Annotated in this window: 9 protein-coding genes; 4 read left to right on the forward strand and 5 right to left on the reverse strand. The window is 43.6% G+C overall.

Annotated elements, in window-relative coordinates; translation table 11 throughout:
* Positions 1–279, forward strand: a 279-nt coding sequence (locus ACTIE0_RS16690; RefSeq protein ID WP_439516939.1) for a hypothetical protein, incomplete at its 5' end; no start/stop codon positions are given.
* Between the two features lie 285 nt (positions 280–564).
* Here the strand turns inward: ACTIE0_RS16690 and ACTIE0_RS16695 are convergent.
* Positions 565–1,146, reverse strand: a complete 582-nt coding sequence (locus tag ACTIE0_RS16695) for a pseudouridine synthase (protein WP_006669328.1) — start codon at positions 1,144–1,146, stop codon at positions 565–567.
* A gap of 10 nt (positions 1,147–1,156) precedes the next feature.
* Positions 1,157–4,363 carry a PAS domain S-box protein gene (locus ACTIE0_RS16700; RefSeq protein WP_006669329.1) on the reverse strand — a complete coding sequence of 1,069 codons (3,207 nt, stop codon included), beginning with the start codon at positions 4,361–4,363 and terminating at the stop codon, positions 1,157–1,159.
* Between the two features lie 347 nt (positions 4,364–4,710).
* On the opposite strand from ACTIE0_RS16700, the gene wecB reads away from it, so the two are divergent.
* The 3 genes from wecB (at position 4,711) to ACTIE0_RS16715 (ending at position 7,819) form a co-directional block, all read left to right on the forward strand.
* Positions 4,711–5,829, forward strand: coding sequence for a non-hydrolyzing UDP-N-acetylglucosamine 2-epimerase (wecB, locus tag ACTIE0_RS16705; protein ID WP_008055011.1), 1,119 nt, complete (start codon positions 4,711–4,713; stop codon positions 5,827–5,829).
* A 54-nt stretch (positions 5,830–5,883) separates the two neighbouring features.
* A complete protein-coding gene (locus ACTIE0_RS16710; RefSeq protein ID WP_006669330.1) occupies positions 5,884–6,912 on the forward strand; it encodes a DNA cytosine methyltransferase in 1,029 nt (342 codons plus the stop codon).
* A gap of 109 nt (positions 6,913–7,021) precedes the next feature.
* Complete coding sequence (locus ACTIE0_RS16715) at positions 7,022–7,819, forward strand: SAM hydrolase/SAM-dependent halogenase family protein (protein WP_006669331.1); 798 nt, start codon at positions 7,022–7,024, stop codon at positions 7,817–7,819.
* 2 nt (positions 7,820–7,821) lie between these two features.
* On the opposite strand, the gene ACTIE0_RS16720 is transcribed toward ACTIE0_RS16715, so the two are convergent.
* The 3 genes from ACTIE0_RS16720 to ACTIE0_RS16730 all read right to left on the reverse strand — a co-directional run bounded on the left by ACTIE0_RS16720 (position 7,822) and on the right by ACTIE0_RS16730 (position 18,748).
* Positions 7,822–15,867: a glycosyltransferase gene (locus tag ACTIE0_RS16720; protein WP_006669332.1), complete on the reverse strand. Its 8,046-nt coding sequence runs from the start codon at positions 15,865–15,867 to the stop codon at positions 7,822–7,824.
* Between the two features lie 8 nt (positions 15,868–15,875).
* Complete coding sequence (locus ACTIE0_RS16725) at positions 15,876–16,916, reverse strand: O-methyltransferase (protein ID WP_006669333.1); 1,041 nt, start codon at positions 16,914–16,916, stop codon at positions 15,876–15,878.
* A 200-nt stretch (positions 16,917–17,116) separates the two neighbouring features.
* Positions 17,117–18,748 carry a class I SAM-dependent methyltransferase gene (locus tag ACTIE0_RS16730; protein ID WP_006669334.1) on the reverse strand — a complete coding sequence of 544 codons (1,632 nt, stop codon included), beginning with the start codon at positions 18,746–18,748 and terminating at the stop codon, positions 17,117–17,119.
* Positions 18,749–18,910 lie beyond the last annotated feature (162 nt).

The raw sequence follows: 18,910 nt of genomic DNA on the forward strand, positions 1-18,910 counted from the left end.
GCGGATCTCGCACCCTGGGGGCGGGTTTATCAAGCTGACTTGTGGGAATTATGGCTGACTGCGGAACCCGCCCCTACGCACCCTGGGGCGGGTGTATATAGTTGGCTGGTTTTTCCCGTGGCCGATCTAGCACCCTGGGGGCGGGTTTATCAAGCTGACTTGTGGGAATTATGGCTGACTGCGGAACCCGCCCCTACGCACCCTGGGGCGGGTGTATATAGTTGGCTGGTTTTTCCCGATGGCGGATCTAGCACCCTGGGGGCGGGTTTATCAAGCTGACTTGTGGGAATTATGGCTGACTGCGGAACCCGCCCCTACAGGTAATTTTATCCCGAAAAATAAAAAAAAATTATCTTGGCCCCCCGCGCCACTTTTTTTGGGGAAACCCTTGCTTTTGGGCGGCGCTTCTGCTACTATATTACATAATGGGATATGCGTAATTTTTTTATTTAACTCATGCCTCCCATTATGTAGGATATGACTCTATCATATCCCCATTCGCTCGGCTTGTCAACCCCCTGGAGCGGTGACGGGCTGGGCTATTTTTTTTTTTGAAAAAATAAATCAACTGAAAAACGGCTGAATTTCGTGGGGGTGCAAATCTCGCCAGTCGCCAGGTTGAAGTGAATTGAGAGTCAAATGAGCGATCGCGACACGAACCAGTCGCAAAGTAGGGAAGCCGACGGCGGCGGTCATGCGTCGAACCTGACGGTTGCGTCCTTCAGTTAAAGTAATTTCGAGCCAAGCGGTAGGGACATTTTGGCGAAATCTAATGGGAGGGATACGAGGGGGAAGAAGTGGTTCAGTTAATAGTAGTTGAACCCTCGCTGTTCGGGTGCGATAATTTTGAATGGTGATTCCCCGTCGCAGTTGTTCTAAGGCCTGTGTAGTGGGTATTCTTTCCACCTGAACCCAGTAAGTACGAGGATGAGCAAATTCTGGCTGGCCAAGTCGATATTTAAGTTTGCGATCATCAGTCAGTAAAAGTAACCCTTCACTATCAAGGTCTAATCGTCCGACTGAGTAGACGGAAGGAATAGGGATGTAATCCTTCAAAGTTTGTCGAGACGGAGTATGAGAATCACGATCAGTAAACTGACTGAGGACATTATAGGGTTTATAGAACAAGATATATCGATAAGCCATACAGAAAAGTCTAGGACATAGTGTGCATAACAAAGCGATCGCGTCCTTGAGCCTTAGCTTGATATAAAGCAGTATCAGCCATAGAAATGAGATGTTCAAGCTGCATATTGCTATTCGGCAAAACACTCACGCCGCCCATACTGACACTAATATATTCACTAATAGGGGAGGTTTCATGAATTCTCTGTAATTGTAGGATTTGCTCACGAATTGTGCCAGCCACATTACACATACCCTCAGCATCAGTATTGGGAAGAATTATAGCAAACTCCTCGCCGCCATAGCGAGCGACCAAATCACCAGGTCGTCTAATGGAGCGAGTCAAAGCCTGGGCTACCTCTTGTAAACAGCGATCGCCCTCTTGGTGTCCATAAGTGTCATTGTAGTGCTTAAAAAAGTCAACATCACACAAAATTAAGGATATGGGGGTAAATTCGCGGATACACCTGCGCCACTCGGTGATCAAATAGGTATCAAACTGTCGGCGATTAGGAACCTGAGTTAAGCCATCAAGAGTAGCCAGGCGTTCAAGCTGTTGATAAAGTTCAGCTTGTTGAATGGCAATTCCCAACTGTACGGCTAACTGCTTAATAAAATCGACTGCAGTTGACTCCCATTGACGGGGACCAGAACAATGCTGGACCATGAGCAACCCCCAGAGGCGATTATAAGGTTCAGAAGCGACAAACCCCAACTCGGCAGAAGTATCACTGCGCCTTCGGGTCAAAATGGGAACGACCAAATTAGCCTGTACTTGAAACTCTGATAACAAACGAATATCGCACTGGCTGAAGTCTTGAGTGGATAGATCGGCCATAGCTTGGACTTGACCCTGGCTGAACCCAGCGAGATAGTGGGGAGTCCAGCAATCTTCAGTAACAATAGTTCCGACTACAGACTTCCACCCCGGGGCGACTGATTCGACTACCATCACGCCATTACCATCATCGTGAAATCGGTAAATCACGACTCGGTCAGTATTGAGAAACTCTCGAACCTGACTAACAGTAGTCTGTAAAATTTTATCCAATTTGAGCGATCGCCGAATGCGTTGAGTAATGACAAGCATCAACCGTTGACGTTCGGCTTGCTGTTGGAGATTTTCTTCAGCCTGCTTGCGTTCAGTAATATCCTCAACCATACCCTCATAATAGAGTAGTTGTCCTAAGCCGTCCCGGACAGCCCTAGCTTTCTCAGAAATCCAAATAATCTGATGATCAGCACGATAGACCTGAGATTCAAAATTAGTAATGGAATCGGACTCCTGCAATTGGCTAATAAACTCAGCGCGACGACCGGGATCAACATACAACTGGTGGCTAATGTCGGTCAGTTGGGTCATCAGAGCCTGGGGTGAATCGTAGCCATAGATTTTGGCTAAGGCTGGATTCACATTAATATAGTGACCGTCCCAGGTGGTCTGAAAAATACCCTCGATCGCATTTTCAAACAGACTACGATATTGATATTCGGCTTTTTGCAAAGACTCTAAGGCCTGTTTGCGTTCACTAATATCTCGATAAGCACTCAAAAACAGGCGCTCATTCTGATTTTCGACAATGGAGGTAGACACTAAAAGAGTTTTCTGTTCTCCTGACTTAGTGACTATGGTAGTTTCCACATCTCGCACGCCTCCTCGTTCTAAAATCTCATATAATCCCATGAGAGCATCTTGATGAGCTTGGGGGTCAGGATACAGAAGGGACAAAAAATCCTGAGAACTTTCTACTTCCGCCAGGGTATAGCCAGTAATCTCCTCCATCTTGGAGTTATAGATCCAAAACTTTCCGGTCTGACTGCTCAGGGTAATGCCTTCTCCCACAGTTTCGATGACACTGGTTAACTGTTGAGCGGTTTGGAAAATTTTTTCTTGTGTAGAAAGGCGTTCACTGATATTAGTATTGACGCAGATCAACCCGACTAAATGACCCTGTGGGTCTCGGATGGCATCTGCTCTCATGTGAACCGGAATGACTCTGCCGCTGCGGGTTAGCTTGTGGACTTCTCCTTGCCAGGAATACCCGCCTAAAATATGGCTCATGACGGCTTCGCCGACGGTGGGATCAATATAGAGGCTTCTGTGACCTCCATGTTGGTTAAATTGTTCGACGGTTTCGTATTCAAATAAATCACAAAAGGCTCGGTTTTGATAAATTTGGACTCCGGTTGCGTCCATAATGGCGATCGCATCGGTGGTACTATCGACGGCTTTGCGAATTCTTAATAGGGTTTCTTCGGCTTTTTGGCGATCGGTGATATCTTCAGAGGTGACTAAAATGGCAACTATATTGCCGTTGCTGTCATGAAGGGGAATACGATTGGTTTCTAGGTAGACTATTTTACCATCTGGGCGGGTTCGGGTTTCAATGTGTCGATATTGAGGGATATTGGTTTCAATGACAGTGCGATCGCATTTTCGTAAATAATCAGCCATCTCCCGGGTGGCGGGTAAATCTTCATCGGTTAACCCGACAATGGCTTCGGAACTAATCACGCCAGCCTCTAAGGCTCCTCGACGGTTACAACCTAAATAAACGGAGTTGGGATCTTTCCAAAAAATCGCTTTTGGGATATTATCCATCACTAGCTGTAGCATCTGTTGCGATCGCTCCAGGGCTGCTTCTGCTTTCAGGCGTTCCTGAATTTCTTCCTGGAGTTTCTCATTGGTGGCGGTCAGTTGAGTTGTCCGGTCATCTAGGATATCTTGCAGGTGGTAACATAGATGTAAGAGTTCTTCTGATGCTCGGCGGCGTTCGGTGATATCAATGGCAGAACCTGTATAACCTAGAAACTTACCGTTAGCTGTCCATTGGGGAACTCCGGTATTAAATATCCAACGATACTGATGATCAAACCTTCGCAGCCGATATTCCTGTTGGAAGGGTTTGCGATCGCCGAATGCTTGCCAATAGGTGATTAAACAATTTTGGCGATCTTCAGGATGTACCCCCCGGAACCAGCCCTCTCCCCGTTCCATTTCTAAGGAACGTCCAGTAAACTCTAACCAGTCTTCATTAAAAAATGTATACGATCCTTCCGCATTACAAGCCCAGATTAGCACAGGCGTAGGTTCAGATAGCCCCGCAAATCTTTTTCTCTCTTGTTCAATTGCTGTTGCCAATCGGTGCAAGTTACCATCAAAATGATAATGGTGTTCAGAGTCTAAGTTGTCTTGTTCATGGAAACGACTAAAATCACTCATTTTGACGTTGATCATAAGCCATTAGATGAAATTGTCATTCGGAACATTTTACTATGATATTTAATCCAAATTCTGTGCTTGCCTGTACGACAATCTCAACAATTTTATGCTAAAATATCACGGATGATTAAACATTGTCGAAAAAATTTGTATATCAACATAGCTCCCGGTTATACACCGATAAAGTTCTAGGTTATGGGGGGAGAATCCAGTGATAAGAATTGAGGCTAAGGGTTGATTTAAGCATTGGGGATCAAGCATTGTTAGGGGCATAGCCTATATTAGTCACTTGAATTTTATAACGGGACTTGATATTTTTTTGTATTGGTTTATACTTTTATTGTAACTCTATTTAATCAGAAATGTCAACATCAAAGTATCGAATTGGTATAGTATTTGGCACGAGACCAGAAGCGATTAAGATGGCCCCACTAGTCCAAAAGTTTCAACAAAATTGTAATTATGAAACCCGAGTGATTTTAACAGGTCAACATCGGGAGATGGTCCAGCAAGTGATGCAGCTTTTCGAGATCAAGGCCGATCGCAATCTGGAAATCATGCAGCACCAGCAAACCCTGACGGACATTACCTATCGTAGCTTACAAGGGTTAGGAAATATTTTTGAGCAAATCAAACCTGATATGGTTTTAGTCCAGGGGGATACTACAACAGCCTTTGCTGCGGCTTTAGCGGCCTTTTATCAAAAAATTCCTATTGGCCATGTCGAGGCAGGACTCCGAACTGATGACCTATTTAATCCCTATCCTGAAGAAGCGAACCGCCGTCTAATTTCTCAACTAACTAAATTACACTTTGCACCTACGGAGAAAGCGGTTGAAAACCTGAGAAAATCTGGGGTAGTCGGGGAAATTTATCAAACAGGAAATACAGTGATTGATGCTTTATTATCTGTGGCGAAAACCCAACCAAAATTAGATATTCCCAATCTCAACTTAGAAAAACATCGACTAATTTTAGCGACAGTTCACCGTCGAGAAAATTGGGGAGAACCCCTAGAGGGAATTGCGGAAGGATTTTTAAAAACTCTTGATCAGTATGCTGACACAATGATACTGCTACCCCTACACCGTAACCCGACGGTGAGGGAACCCCTACAGACAATGCTAGGAGGACATCCCCGGGTAATTCTCACGGAACCCCTAGATTATAGTCAACTGGTAGCAGCGATCGCTGATGCTTATTTAGTGCTGACGGACTCCGGTGGCCTCCAGGAAGAAGCACCGAGTTTAGGGAAGCCTGTGTTAGTGTTACGCAAAACTACGGAACGTCCAGAAGCGATCGCGGCTGGAACGGCTAAACTAATAGGAACTGACCCTCAAGATATCCTCAGAGCCACTAGCGAACTCCTGGGGGACCCAGAGGCTTACCAAAAAATGGCAACCGCTATTAACCCCTTTGGAGACGGTCACGCCGCCTCACGCATTATTCAACATATCGATGAGTATTTCAAGTCAGCTTAGGTTGAGTTGGCTTTAAACAAGTTTTGAATAGGCAGTAAATAATCGAAAAATACCATGTCAAACAGACTGAGTTATTGGGAATATTTAAACCAAGAATTAAAACTGAATGAAGATATACAATCTCAGTTAGTTGTTCTTGATTTATTTGCGGGTTGTGGTGGTTTTTCTCTAGGATTTAAAGCCGCAGGCTTTGAAACAATCGGTTATGAGATGTTAGCGGATGCTGCCGCCACGTATACTCGTAATCTTCAGGATATATGTTATTGTCAAACTTTAGAAATTGGTCAAGATTTATGCAATCATCCTGATGTGATTATAGGAGGTCCTCCCTGTCAACCGTTTAGTGTAGGTGGATTACAAAAAGGTCCTAGAGACTCTAGGGATGGCTTTCCGATTTTTCTAGATGCGATCGAACGATATCAGCCAGCAATAGCAATCTTTGAAAATGTGCGAGGAATGCTTTATAAAAATCGTCAGTATTTAGAGAAAATAGTTGCCGAACTTGAGAGACTGAATTATCGGGTTGACATCAAACTTATCAATGCTGTTAATTATGGTGTTCCACAAAAACGAGAACGCCTGTTTGTTGTGGCTTATCAAACAGCATGGCATTGGCCAGAAGCTGAAACCTTAGCTATGCCTTATACGGCTGGAGATGCTATTTATGATACGGCTTCTACCATTCCTATAGGGGCCAAATTTCTCACGCCTAGTATGCTAGAATATATTGGCAGATATGAAGCAAAATCTAAATGTGTTAAACCTAGGGAGATTTACCTTGATATTCCTTGCCGAACTCTGACCTGTAGAAACCTATCAGGCGCAACCAGTGATATGTTGCGATTGTTATTACCAGATGGCCGCCGGAGACGTTTAACAGTTAGGGAAGCTGCGAGATTACAAAGTTTTCCCGATTGGTTTGAGTTGGTGGGTTCAGAAAATTCTCAGTTTAATCAAATTGGTAATGCTGTACCACCTTTGTTAGCCAAAGCGATCGCTAAATCTGTGAAAATGACACTGGAGAATAAACCATCTCCACCCACAGATTATTTTTCTCCTTATTGGTCAACGGGTTTAAACTGAACTACCTAATAAAAATCCAGACAAGCCGCCACCTAAGAATAGTCCTAAATACTACCATAAGTATCAAGCCCAAGAAACCCTAAATATTCCGAGACTAGGAGTGCTAAATATGTCTGTATCTGGTATAATTACACTATTAACAGACTTTGGTTTAAGTGATGTTTATGTGGGAGTAATGAAAGGGGTATTATCCCAAATTAACCCCCACCTAACTGTCATTGACTTAACCCATGAAATTCCGCCTCAAAATCTTATGGCGGCGAGGTTTTGTTTGATGAATGCTTACCCCTACTTTCCCCAAGGTACTGTTCACATGGCGGTAGTCGATCCGGGGGTGGGAACTGAACGAAAGGCGATCGCACTACAACTTCCTAACGGATATGTTGTCGGACCTGATAACGGCTTATTCGGGGGTTTAATTAAGCAGTATGGTGTAATTACAGCAGTAGAATTAACTAATCATCAATACTGGAGAAATTCCCAACCCAGCACTACTTTTCATGGTCGAGATATCTTTAGTCCTGTGGCTGCTTACCTCGCCTCTGGTGTGCAAATTACGGATTTAGGTACTGTGATCAATTCTGATACCCTAATGTCCCTGTCAATGCCGAACTTGGAAATCACAGAAACCAGCATTAAAGGCAGTATTCAATATATCGATCGCTTTGGGAATTTAATTACTAATATTCCGGGAGATATGGTAGCAGATAAATCCTGGAATGTTAGCTTTCCTGAATGCACCCCAAGTCCTACAATTAGCAGCCATAGAACCTATGGAGAAGTGCAACCAGGTCATCTTTTAACCCTCATTGGTTCCCACGGTTGGATAGAAATTGCGGCTAACGGAGATAGTGCCAAATCTCGTTTACAAATAGACTGGGGTGCGACAGTTATTATCAACTATTAAAATCAACTACTCAAGGGATTTTGCCAATTTTGATAATCCCGTTGCAGATAACTAGGAAGGCGAGAGAGGTCTTGAATTTGTAGTTTTTCCGGCCGATAATATAGCATAGCCACTATGAGATAATTAAGCGATCGCGGTGTATCTAAACCTTGTCGGAGATAGGTTCCTACTTGTTGTAGAAAATCCCATTCATGTTGGGTTAACATTTCATTTTGCAGGCGACTATTTAACAAACTGCGATAGCCATCACCGAGGGGACTCTGATACATATCCTCTAACTTTTGTTCAGGTAAATTCAGCCAAAACTGTGCAAATTGCCACCGCAGTTGTCGCAATTCTACGGTGATATTAGTATCTGTGGGGTCGATCTTAAATAACTTGACACACCCAATTAATCGATTGACAAAAGTTGAGACATCTACAGCAGTGACAGTTGGTGTTACCTGGGGAGAATTAACAGGAGTTGACTGAGTTTTAGTGGTAGCTAAGGTTTGTTTAATTTGAGCGATCGCATCGGCATTTTCAAACACCCGCTGATAATCAGGAAGCAACCAAGCGGGTAAACGATTAACCGCATCTCGTACCAACATTTTACCAGGTTGAGAATACAACATCACCGCCATCAAACAATTAATTGCATGGGGTTCAGTCAGTCCCATAGCAGTCTTAGTCCAATTGTTAACTAATGCTTTTTCCTCATCATTTAAGGGTTGTTGTTGAATACCTCTATTGAGCAAAACTTGATAACCTTTACCTATTTGTTGTTGATAAAGATTTTCTAATCGCTCTGGTGGTTGTCTCAACCAATATTCTACCATACCACGACGAATTTTTTGTAATTTATTTACCACGATAGTATTAGTGGGGTCAAGTTCATAGAGATTAACTTGATCCACCAATTCCGCTAAAAACTGCTGTCGTTTTTGGGGATTATCTAGATCTATCACTTGCTGTTGAGATTGGTAATTTTGGAAGATTTGAGTTAACAAAGCTCCCATTTTCGCACCATAGGCGCGACTATCCAAAAATTCAGGATTAGCCACCATTTTCTGTTGAATGGCTTGGCGTTTTAACTGTAGCAATTCAGGGGTATTTGCGAGGGTAACAGCCAAACTAATATAGGATGATTCATCGTCGGTAATTAAATCAGGAATACCAAGCGATCGCATCATAGCGGCACCATGTTTAGAACGCAAAGTATCTCCGTCTCTAACTACTACAGGTAATCCCACTTCTAGGGGATCTACTAAGGAGTTTGAGCCAGAATGGGGGTAGGAGTCTAAATAAATATCCCCCTGTTCTAAACAGGCTTTAACGTCGGTACGACTGGGAAGGGACTTAATCAAAACTAAGCGTTTTTCTGCAACTCCGTATTTGCTCAAGGTGGCGTGCATTCGGCGGATAAATTGTGAACTAGCATAGTTATTACTCCAACTAGGAGCAAAGGGATAAAGCACTAAAATCGAATTAGGAACTTGAGCCAGAATTTTCACCCAGGTTTCCCCTTGTTCTGGGATAATTTTATAGAAATTTGCGCCGGACATAAAGACAATTGTTTGGTCATTGGCTCCCCATTGGCTGCGGTGAGGCTTAACGGTGGCGGGTTGAGGTGCGATCGCATAATAGTTAAAACAAAAGCCAGTTCCGTTGAGAACCGCTAAATTTTCTCGATAGAAATTAGGAGCCTCTGCACCCTCGGAAAGATGACCAGAAATATAATAATCAATATATCTCATTCCGGTAGTAACAGGTGATGAAAATAGGGTAGCTTGTACTCGCGCCAGTCGGTGTAATGCTAACAAGGTGACGGGTTTAGTAATGGCGGTTACATTAGTTCCGAATAGCAAAATATCGAGGTTATCAGCGCGAATAGTGGCTGCTTGTTCCAACTTATCATCAGGTAGTCTAACTAAACGGTCAGCGCGGGATCTACAGTATTGCTCTAGGGGATGATTGTTGGCTTGGGTAACATATAAAATAATCTCGAATTGTTCCCGATTGAGATATTCAAAAGCTGGTAATGTTAAGTAAGTTTCGGTTTGGGGGTTGAGATGGTCGTTAAGAATTCCTAGGCGAATTTTTTGGCGATCGCTCGGAGGTTCTGGGAAGGAGTAATCCAACTGAAAATCGCGGCTTTGTAGGAATAGATGAAACAACTCAGCGCGACTACAAAACAGAGGTTTTAAGTTAAAATCCGCGAAATAGTTAGGGATAAAATTACCCCTTTCTAGCAACATAGTTGTTAACTTTTGCCATAGGGGATAGTCTGGCTGCTGCTGGAGACGTTCCCGAACAAAATCTAATAACCGTATCCGATAGCGGGAGTAATTATCTGCGTCTCCAATTTCTTGGAATAGGGGGGGGACATCAAATAAAAATCTAAAATAGTCCTCAGCCAGCCAAGTGGGAATCAAAGACTCTTCAAAGGTAAGCATTAGCTGATCGGCACGACCATATAACATCCCAGCGAGTAAATACTGAAAAGTTTTCGGCTGCTTAAATCCTTGACTCAAATAGGATTTAATTTCCTGAAAATACAGGCGTTCATCATCACGGAAAATCTCGTTTTTGATACCAGAGTTTAGTAGCGACTTATGTGCTTGACCTAAATTCTCCTGATAAGCCTTGGGGAGTTGTTCGGTTTCTAATTTTAACCATAATTCTGCTAGGTGATGACGGAGCGATCGCAATTTATTTAAACCGTCGGAGTCCTGGGGATTATTTTGGTATTTTTGAACAGCTAAATCGACCTCTCTTGCCAGTTTTTGGGTATCTTGAACTGCATCAACTTCAGATTCTATAAATAGTGCGATTACCCCATCTCTTACTTGGGGAGATTGGCTCAACTTCAATCCAGCTTTAATTTGTGCGATCGCCTCAGTGGCTTGACCTGATTCTAAAAATTTTCGGGCAGTTTGCAGCGCGTATAAACTATAATTTTCTTGAGCTTGACGGGAAAGATGTGCCGTTTTATCTGGTGGTAAATACTCGGCAGAAATTTCAATTGAATGTTGCATATCAGCCATATCTTTTGCTTGTTTAATAGAGCGACTACTTGCTGACAAACTGTGCATTCGCCAGCAAGCCAAGGGGGTTGGTTGATAACCAACAGGGTAGTAACTGGCGATGCGTTTCCACATTTCCCAGTCCGCAGCATAACCCACCGGAGGATAAAACCCCCCCAGGTGTTCGTAAACGCTGCGTCGGACGACAATAGAGGGAAATTGAATTTCCTGGCGGACGGCAATTCGTTCCAGCCAATTATTCAAAATACCGGGGTTTTCCTGTTCTAAATTAGAGAGTAATTTAAACTTGCCGCTGTTGTCAATATAATAATGGCGACAGAACACAGCACCGACTTCGGGGAAAGCCTCAAAAACCTGTTGAATCTGGCGGTAAAATCCTGGTAATACTCGGTCATCTTGGTGCAGAATATGCACCCAATGACCGCGACTCCTATTAATGCAAGCATTCCAGTTTTCAACTAATCCCAAGTTGTGGGGTTGGCGGTAAAATTTAACGCGACCTCGACCCACAGTTTTGACGATCGCTTCTGTGTCTCCGGCGGTGGAACAGTCGTCAACAACTTCGATTTCGGTAGTCTGCGGATCTAGATCCTGTTCTAAAATACTATTGAGGGTTTCTTCCAAATAGGTATCGCCGTTATAAGTGGGAATCATAATCGACCACAGAGGACGATTTATGGAGTTAGAAACCGAAGGAATGGATGGAAATTTAGGGGATTTCATTGGAGATACTGGGTTACCGACAGATTCCAATTGACTCAGAATATTATAAGACCAAATGAACGCATCAACATTATACAATTTTGGGTGTAGTTGAATAATTCTAGCTTTCTGGATAGCTAAAGTTGTGCGATCGCTGCTGAAGGTTTGTAGTCGCGAACCAGAAGAATGCTGACGGTAGAAAAGATAGGGTTTCGGTAAACGGTATCCCAACCATCCAATTTCACAAGCGGAAATCCAAAATTCCCAATCTTCCCATCCCGCCTCCATGACGGTTTTAAAGCCTCCGATGTTCCGATAAATTTCGGCTCTAAATAAAGAGGTTACTGGTGCTTGATTTTGCTGCAAGAATGAGCGCAGGTCAAAATCTCCATGGCTGACGGTTTCGTGATTTTCCCCAAAGTGTTGAATGTCGCTATAGACAAAGCCAACTTGAGGATATTTAGACAAAATTTGACAGGCTTCTGCTATAAATTCGGGATGAATTTTATCATCTGCGTCTACACATAAAATCAATTCTCCCCGACTTTTGGAAAATCCCAGATTTCTGGCGCTGACAACTCCTCTATTTGGGGTTTCTATTAAGTTCAATTGACGATCGCCATATTTTTCCAGCCACCGTTTAACTACGGAACTTGTCTGATCTTGACTACCATCATTGATGATCCAACATTCCCAATTAGAATAAGTTTGAGCCACAACACTGGCGATCGCTTCATCCAAATATTGACCCTGGTTATAGCAAGGGATGATTATAGAAACCAGGGGTTCGTCTGAGTTCAGACCATGACTGTAAGAAACGGGTATAGAAGTTTGACGCTGGATAACTCGCTGAGTAATACCATATTGATTTAAAATTTGATTGAGTTCCAATTCAGCAGTGCGATCGGCATTTTCTAAACCGCGATCGTTCTGAAAATATAACCCCAAAATTTCTGGTATTTTAGCGATATTTTCAGTTTTACCAATTCTCAGCCAAAACTCATAATCTCCCGCTACTTTAAATTCTGGGTTAAAATTGCCATATTTTTGATGGAGAGATTTCCGCCACATAGGTTGAGAACCGAGACAGCAGCGGCGTTCTAATTCTTGATAACTAAACTCTGGCCAGTTCCAGCGTTGGTTAGCTTGGGTATTCTCAAAGGTTTCGTTGGGGTTGTGGGTGATAAGTTGATCGCCATATACTACGGCTACATCAGAATGCTGGTCTAAATAATTAGCCATTAATTCTAAAGCATCAAAACGGTGTCTATCATCAGTGTTAGCATTAGTTATATATTCCCCTTTGGCGAGTTCTATGGCTCGATTCCATGCGGCATAAAGGGTTTCTCGGTGTTCGGTGCGATGGTAGATAATTTGGGTATATTTAGCTTGAAACTCTGAAACTATTTGTTTCTCATTTTCCTCGGAGTTACTATCAATAACAATAATTTCTAGCTGCTGTTTATGGTATAATGTTTGACTAATTAAATCCTGCAAACATCCCCTTAGAAAATTAGCGGAGTTATAGGTAGAAATAATAGCGGAAACTCGGGGAGATGACTGAGATTTTGATTTTATTTTATCTACCTCTTTTTTTAAGGCGTTGCCAACTATTTTCGCCATTTTAGACCAAGAAAATTTTTGCGATCGCTCCAAACCTACCTCGATAAGTTGTTGTCGAATGTCGGCTTTTTGCACGTCTATCAAAGCCTTTACAAGACTGTCGATGTCGCGATCGCTGACATAAATAGCCGCCTCCCCAGCTACTTCTAAAAGAGAACTGTTGGGACAGGTAATCACCGCACACCCGCAAGCCATTGCCTCTACAATCGGCATTCCAAATCCTTCATATTTTGACGGATAAACCAAGGCGATCGCGCCGGAATATGCCGGCTTTAGTTCCGCGTCACTCAATTTTAAAATTTTCAGGTTACTTTCAGAAACATATTGCCCTAATTCCGGTTCCAGTGTCGGCTTCCCACCGACGCAGACAATTTCTAAATCTCGGCTATTTGACAAACGCGAAAAAGCTTGAAAAAATAAAATTGTGTTTTTGGCACTTTGCCAACCGATCCTTTCGCCGACGATTAAAAAATAGGGTTTTGAAATACCGTACTTTAACTTAAAATTGGCATTCTCTTCATCGCTAGCCGGAGAAAATTGGCTTTCGACTCCACAATGGGCGATCGTCACGGCATCGGGCAAAATTTTTGGAAAAAATCGAATCAAATCGCGAGCCGTATTTTCCGATATTGCAATGTAAGAAACCGCCCGCCGAATTCCCTCATGTTTTTCTCGCCATTCCCGACAGTTTAAATTTTGTCCGAAGACCTCTGGAATCATATCGTAAGCCATAAAAACAGATGGCGTAGAAACCGGAGTCGTATAATAAGTTGAGATCAACAGATCGGCTTTCTCTTCGTCGCAAACTCGCTGCAACATTTGCCGATCGCCCTCCGTGTTACGATAATCGTATTGAGGAATCACTCGATATCGAATTCCGGGGATCTGAGGTGCAGTTCCCCCCCGGTCTAAAACCAGAATGTTGTCAGCAAAACCGTCTTCAACCCACGCCGAAAAGAGCGACCGCCAAACCCTGGCAATTCCCGTATTATTTAATTGAAAGAAAACGCCGTCAACTATCACTTTTAAAGGACATCGGCTTCCGGCAGCATTTTTCGCAATTTCAATTTCCTTTAAATACTCCGCTTCGGTGAGTTGTCCGGGCTTTTTTCCGACTTTGATCTGGCACAGTTGAGCGAATAGACTCGGATCGACCTCTTTTTCCGTCAGCAAATGTAGGGAGTCCCCATAGGTATAAAAGTTGAGGTTAAACCGATGGGCTATAATGGACAACGCCTTCTCCGTGTAAATGGAAATATGCTGTCCCTCCGACAGGGCATAATACCACCAATCTCGGGGCTTGGGATTGTGATTCGGTAGCAGCTTTGTACTGAAAAAAAGGTGGCGGGAAAATCCGAGAATTTCTTCAATTTCATTCAGAGGATCTGCCAAATGCTCCACCACTTCAAAGGCCGTGACTAAATCGTATTTTTCTCCGATATTTTTACCCCCTTCAAAGCCTTGGTAAAATAGATTTTTGCAGTAGCGATCGCGCCCATAAAAATCGAATCCAGATTCTCGCATTAATCGGACAAACAAACCGTAACCGCAACCGTAATCGAGAAATTTTCCGCGCCGATTGAACAGTTTTAAAATCAAGTTTTCTGCGATTTGGGAAAATTCCATATTGCGGGCAACCAATCCCACGTCACTACCCGCGATAGGTTCCGAATAAGCCTCGGTCAACCAATAGGGATCTTCAGTTTGAATAAAACCGCAGTTGACACATTGAAAATAATCGACATCATATTTGTTTAAAATTTGGGCGCTATCAAAGAATTCAGAGGTAGATCCGCAAACCTTACACCGCGTCGTATTTTTTAGAGTAATTAGCCTCGGATTATGTTTACCAGAAAACATTATTTTTTCTGTAAATTCATCAGCTTTAAGGTGTGCTGATATCTGATGTGGGTGAACCATCGGAAACACCATCGATTTGGTTTCCATATTGGCAAATGGGCTCGGACTCGATGTATGAGTGGCACCCCGATCAAACCCAATATTAGAAATTAAATTGACGGCGGGTAAAATCGTCAAACCGTTGCGACTCCAGCAGGTCAATGTCCAAACATAAGCCCAGGAGTTAAAACCCCGATAATTATTTTCAAAAATATCCGACCAATATTTAACCGCTTCGGGGTCGGAAAAAAGCGTTTCTAGCCACTGACTGTCCCTGAGTTGCGGCCAGGAACTCATGCGATCGTCGTACTGTTGCCAAGCACGACGCCAAGTCGCCCAACCCCAGCAGTGGGGGTAGCGAGAAAAGTAATAACTATCCGCCGTGTATCGCCGTCCGAATTGGAAATTATCTCCGGAGATTGCCATAACTTTCGGTTCGCGATCGTACCGCTTTAACAGTTCCTCGCAAAAGGGAAAAAACGTCAGATCCGGGATGCAGTCATCTTCCAAAATTAGCGCCGATTCTACCCGTTCAAATGCCCAATTTAAACCGCCCGAAATCCGTCGCCGACATCCCAAATTTTCGGCTGAATAATTCCTCAAAATTTCGCAGTTCCAATCCACCCGTTCGACTATTTTTCGCGTCGCCTGACAGCGTTGCCAGTCCGACGGGCGATCGCTCCGGGGGCCGTCCGCAATCACCAATAATTGGCGCGGCTTGACCTGCCGGATTACCTCAAATACTCGTGCCGTGGTTTGAGGACGATTATAGATAATAAAAATAACAGGAGTTTCCATCACAATAATTACATTGAATCATATTGGCGATTGTGAGCTTCAGCATATCCCAAAGAAATTCCCAAACAGGAGCTTCGGGCGCTGGGCAGCGGGGCATTTTTTAAAAAGCTGTCATCTCGAAAGAAAATTGACGTGCAGGTTTTATAAGTTTGAGTGGGGACGAGTCCGAAAAAATCGATCCGCTTGAACCCGCCATTCATCAGATATTTGATGCCCCGATCGTAGATGTACCGATCGGTATTGTCAAAAATAATAAATCCCGTCGGTTTCAATTTAGAAATGCTGTGCATCGCGCACTGATTGCGGTTGATGCCGTCCACGACTACAATATCAAAGCTACAGTCAGGATAATCCAATATTTTAGCCGCATATTTCTCCTCATCTTCGATTAAGACAATCGAGGTGTTCGCCGTCAACCGATCGCGCAACTTTTCGTACCAACTCGGATCGCTTTCCACCGCGATCACCCGCGCCACCCGTTCTGCATACCATTGGGTCGAGTATCCGCTGCCATATTCAAACACATTAAAATTCGGTTTCAAATGATTTTCGACAAACTCGATAGCCGGATAATTATACCAGGGAATCGGCTGTCGCGCCCCGTTGACAGGTTCGAGAAGTTTGAGAGACTGAACCCATCCCGATGTCTCCAAATAATTCAAATTGGGTTGCGTCGCGCCGTCGATCAGGTGACGGCGGGTTTCCAGTTCCCGAATTTGCTGGCGACAGCGATCGCTTCGATCGCGATGCCCTTGCTGGCGATACAATTCTTCTAAACTGAGATAGACCTCGATCGCCTGGGGTTGCAGTTCTAGGGCTTGTTCGTAAGCCCGAATCGCCTTTTCTGTCTGATTTCCAGCTTGCAACACCCCCCCCAGGATGCAATAGGTCTGGAAACAGTCAGGCTGCAACTTGATCGCTTCGTGACAAATTGCGATCGCCGATTCTAATTTTCCCGCGGCCAGATCCGCCTTGGCCCGGGCGTTGAGTTGTGAAACCGCCACAGCTGTCGGAGGGCGATCGATATCGAGATGGGCAAGATTCCTCATGAGTCACTATATATTAAGTCAGATGTCGAGGCTCAACATCATAATAGTTCATAAAAATATAGTCAAATATGACACACCTTAATTTTGTCGGTGTTACCCGAACTGGGTGAACTACAACACCCTCTGTCCCATAGCTATTCGTCTCTATATTTTTTGTCTTGATGATTCTCATTAATAATTATCAACTTTTCACTCAACATTTATAGTTTATAGTGGTTGAGTTTATTGATTTGTTTTATAAAAATATTTTTGGGAAAGAAATAGCTAGTATAGGCAATTTCCACAGGCCGATCGCAATCATGGACAAATACATCAGTATCACCATATTTTATAGCCAATTGAGAAGCCAGATAGATACTTTTCATCCTCCCCGGTGTTTCCGGTGTATACCCCGCCGGACCATCAACTAAAATCCAATCCCAGGATATATCATAAATCCAATTAGGTAAATCCAAGGATAAACAATCCTCCCCCTGTTCAAATTTCATCAACAATTCCGCCCAATTTTGTCGCCGAGTTTGGTAATCTATATGATAGGCTTCTAAATCAGCATAGGTATTTTTAACCTGAGTTAACCACCCTTGGCTATCCTCCAAAAATACCGTTTTACCGTGGCGGTTAATATCCATCCATAAACCGCTATCTTTACCCACACCAAAAATTAGCAAATTTCCCGGAGACTGGTGATTAATAATATCAGCAATGTAGCGATATTCTGCCACCGTCATTTGTCCCGGATTATCCGCCACTAACTTATCAATAATTGGATAGTAATAGCCATCATTTTTAACTGAATCTGAATCATGATTTAAAATCCATTGCCATTGTAAATGACTGGGAAGAGTCCAGCTAACAGACGGATCTGGCTGATGAGCAATAGGTTTAACTTTCCCCCGCCAAGCTACCCCCATTATTTGCTTAGTTTGATAAATTGCCACATTCCAACCGCGATCGCGAAAATAATTCCACCCAGCAAACACATCAGGAGAAACCAAATCATGAAACAAAATCAAAGCATCATCCGCCGCCACCTGTTCACAAATTTGAGCATCTAAAAACGGTCCGGGTGCTTCATGATTCCCATCAATAAAAATGAGAGACCAGCGACGATGACAACTCCTAGCAATTTCCGCCACCTTAGCGGGACTGTAACCCGCAATTAACTCAACCCTTTCTGTCACTCCCGCCGCCTGTAAAGCAGAACCCACGCGACTAGCAAAAACGGGATTAGCCAGACCCGGATCAATGACATCGAGAATCACCCCGCCTAAAGCGAGATGACAGGTTGACCAACCCAACCAACAACCAATTTCCAAAGCGGGTTTACCAGCAAATTGTAAAGCGGTATTATATAGAATATGGGCTTCATCTCTAGTAATAAATCCCACCGTAGGGAATTGTTGATCAACGTAGCGATTGTGGGGAATTTCTCGGCGGTGATATTGCCACTTAGAACTAATGTTATCAACCACTAAATTAGGAAAATAGCGATCGCATTTAATTTTCCTCAACCCAGAGGAGACATAATCTCCTGGAGGAAACCATAAATCCTCCCCAGACAGAATTTGTGATAAACCCTGTTGAGCCTTAGTACAATCAGGATTAAGTTCTAGGGCGATACGATAGGCCCTAACCGCCGCCGAGTTTTTATGCTGGGCTTGCAACACTTGACCGAGGATATGATAAGCTCCAAAATGGTGGGGCTGGGTTTTGATGGCCTGATGACAAGCTGCGATCGCCTCAGAGAAACGTCCACAAGCCAGACAAGTTCCCGCCTGCTCATTAAGTCCCAAAACCTCAGAACTGGCTGTTAGATTAGCAAAATTCCCCATGAGTTCAGCAATGCGAGTCCAACTGTACAGGTCAATAAGAGCATGATTTCATCTCAAATTAGGTTAACATTTGACGGCAATACAGTACAATACCAAGTATGGGTGCGAGACGTTTAGGAGTGAAATAGGGATGCAATGCCCGAAATAGCCTCCTAGTGGGAC

Source organism: Limnospira sp. (genome assembly GCF_051859755.1).
GTDB classification, from domain to species: Bacteria; Cyanobacteriota; Cyanobacteriia; order Cyanobacteriales; family Microcoleaceae; genus Limnospira; species Limnospira fusiformis.

Bases quoted from the DNA above. Each gene is read 5' to 3' on its own strand.
- ACTIE0_RS16730 (WP_006669334.1), bottom strand. From the start codon at position 18,748: ATGGGGAATTTTGCTAATCTAACAGCCAGTTCTGAGGTTTTGGGACTT.
- ACTIE0_RS16695 (WP_006669328.1), bottom strand. From the start codon at position 1,146: ATGGCTTATCGATATATCTTGTTCTATAAACCCTATAATGTCCTCAGT.
- ACTIE0_RS16715 (WP_006669331.1), top strand. From the start codon at position 7,022: ATGTCTGTATCTGGTATAATTACACTATTAACAGACTTTGGTTTAAGT.
- ACTIE0_RS16700 (WP_006669329.1), bottom strand. From the start codon at position 4,363: ATGATCAACGTCAAAATGAGTGATTTTAGTCGTTTCCATGAACAAGAC.
- ACTIE0_RS16710 (WP_006669330.1), top strand. From the start codon at position 5,884: ATGTCAAACAGACTGAGTTATTGGGAATATTTAAACCAAGAATTAAAA.
- ACTIE0_RS16720 (WP_006669332.1), bottom strand. From the start codon at position 15,867: ATGGAAACTCCTGTTATTTTTATTATCTATAATCGTCCTCAAACCACG.
- ACTIE0_RS16725 (WP_006669333.1), bottom strand. From the start codon at position 16,916: ATGAGGAATCTTGCCCATCTCGATATCGATCGCCCTCCGACAGCTGTG.
- wecB (WP_008055011.1), top strand. From the start codon at position 4,711: ATGTCAACATCAAAGTATCGAATTGGTATAGTATTTGGCACGAGACCA.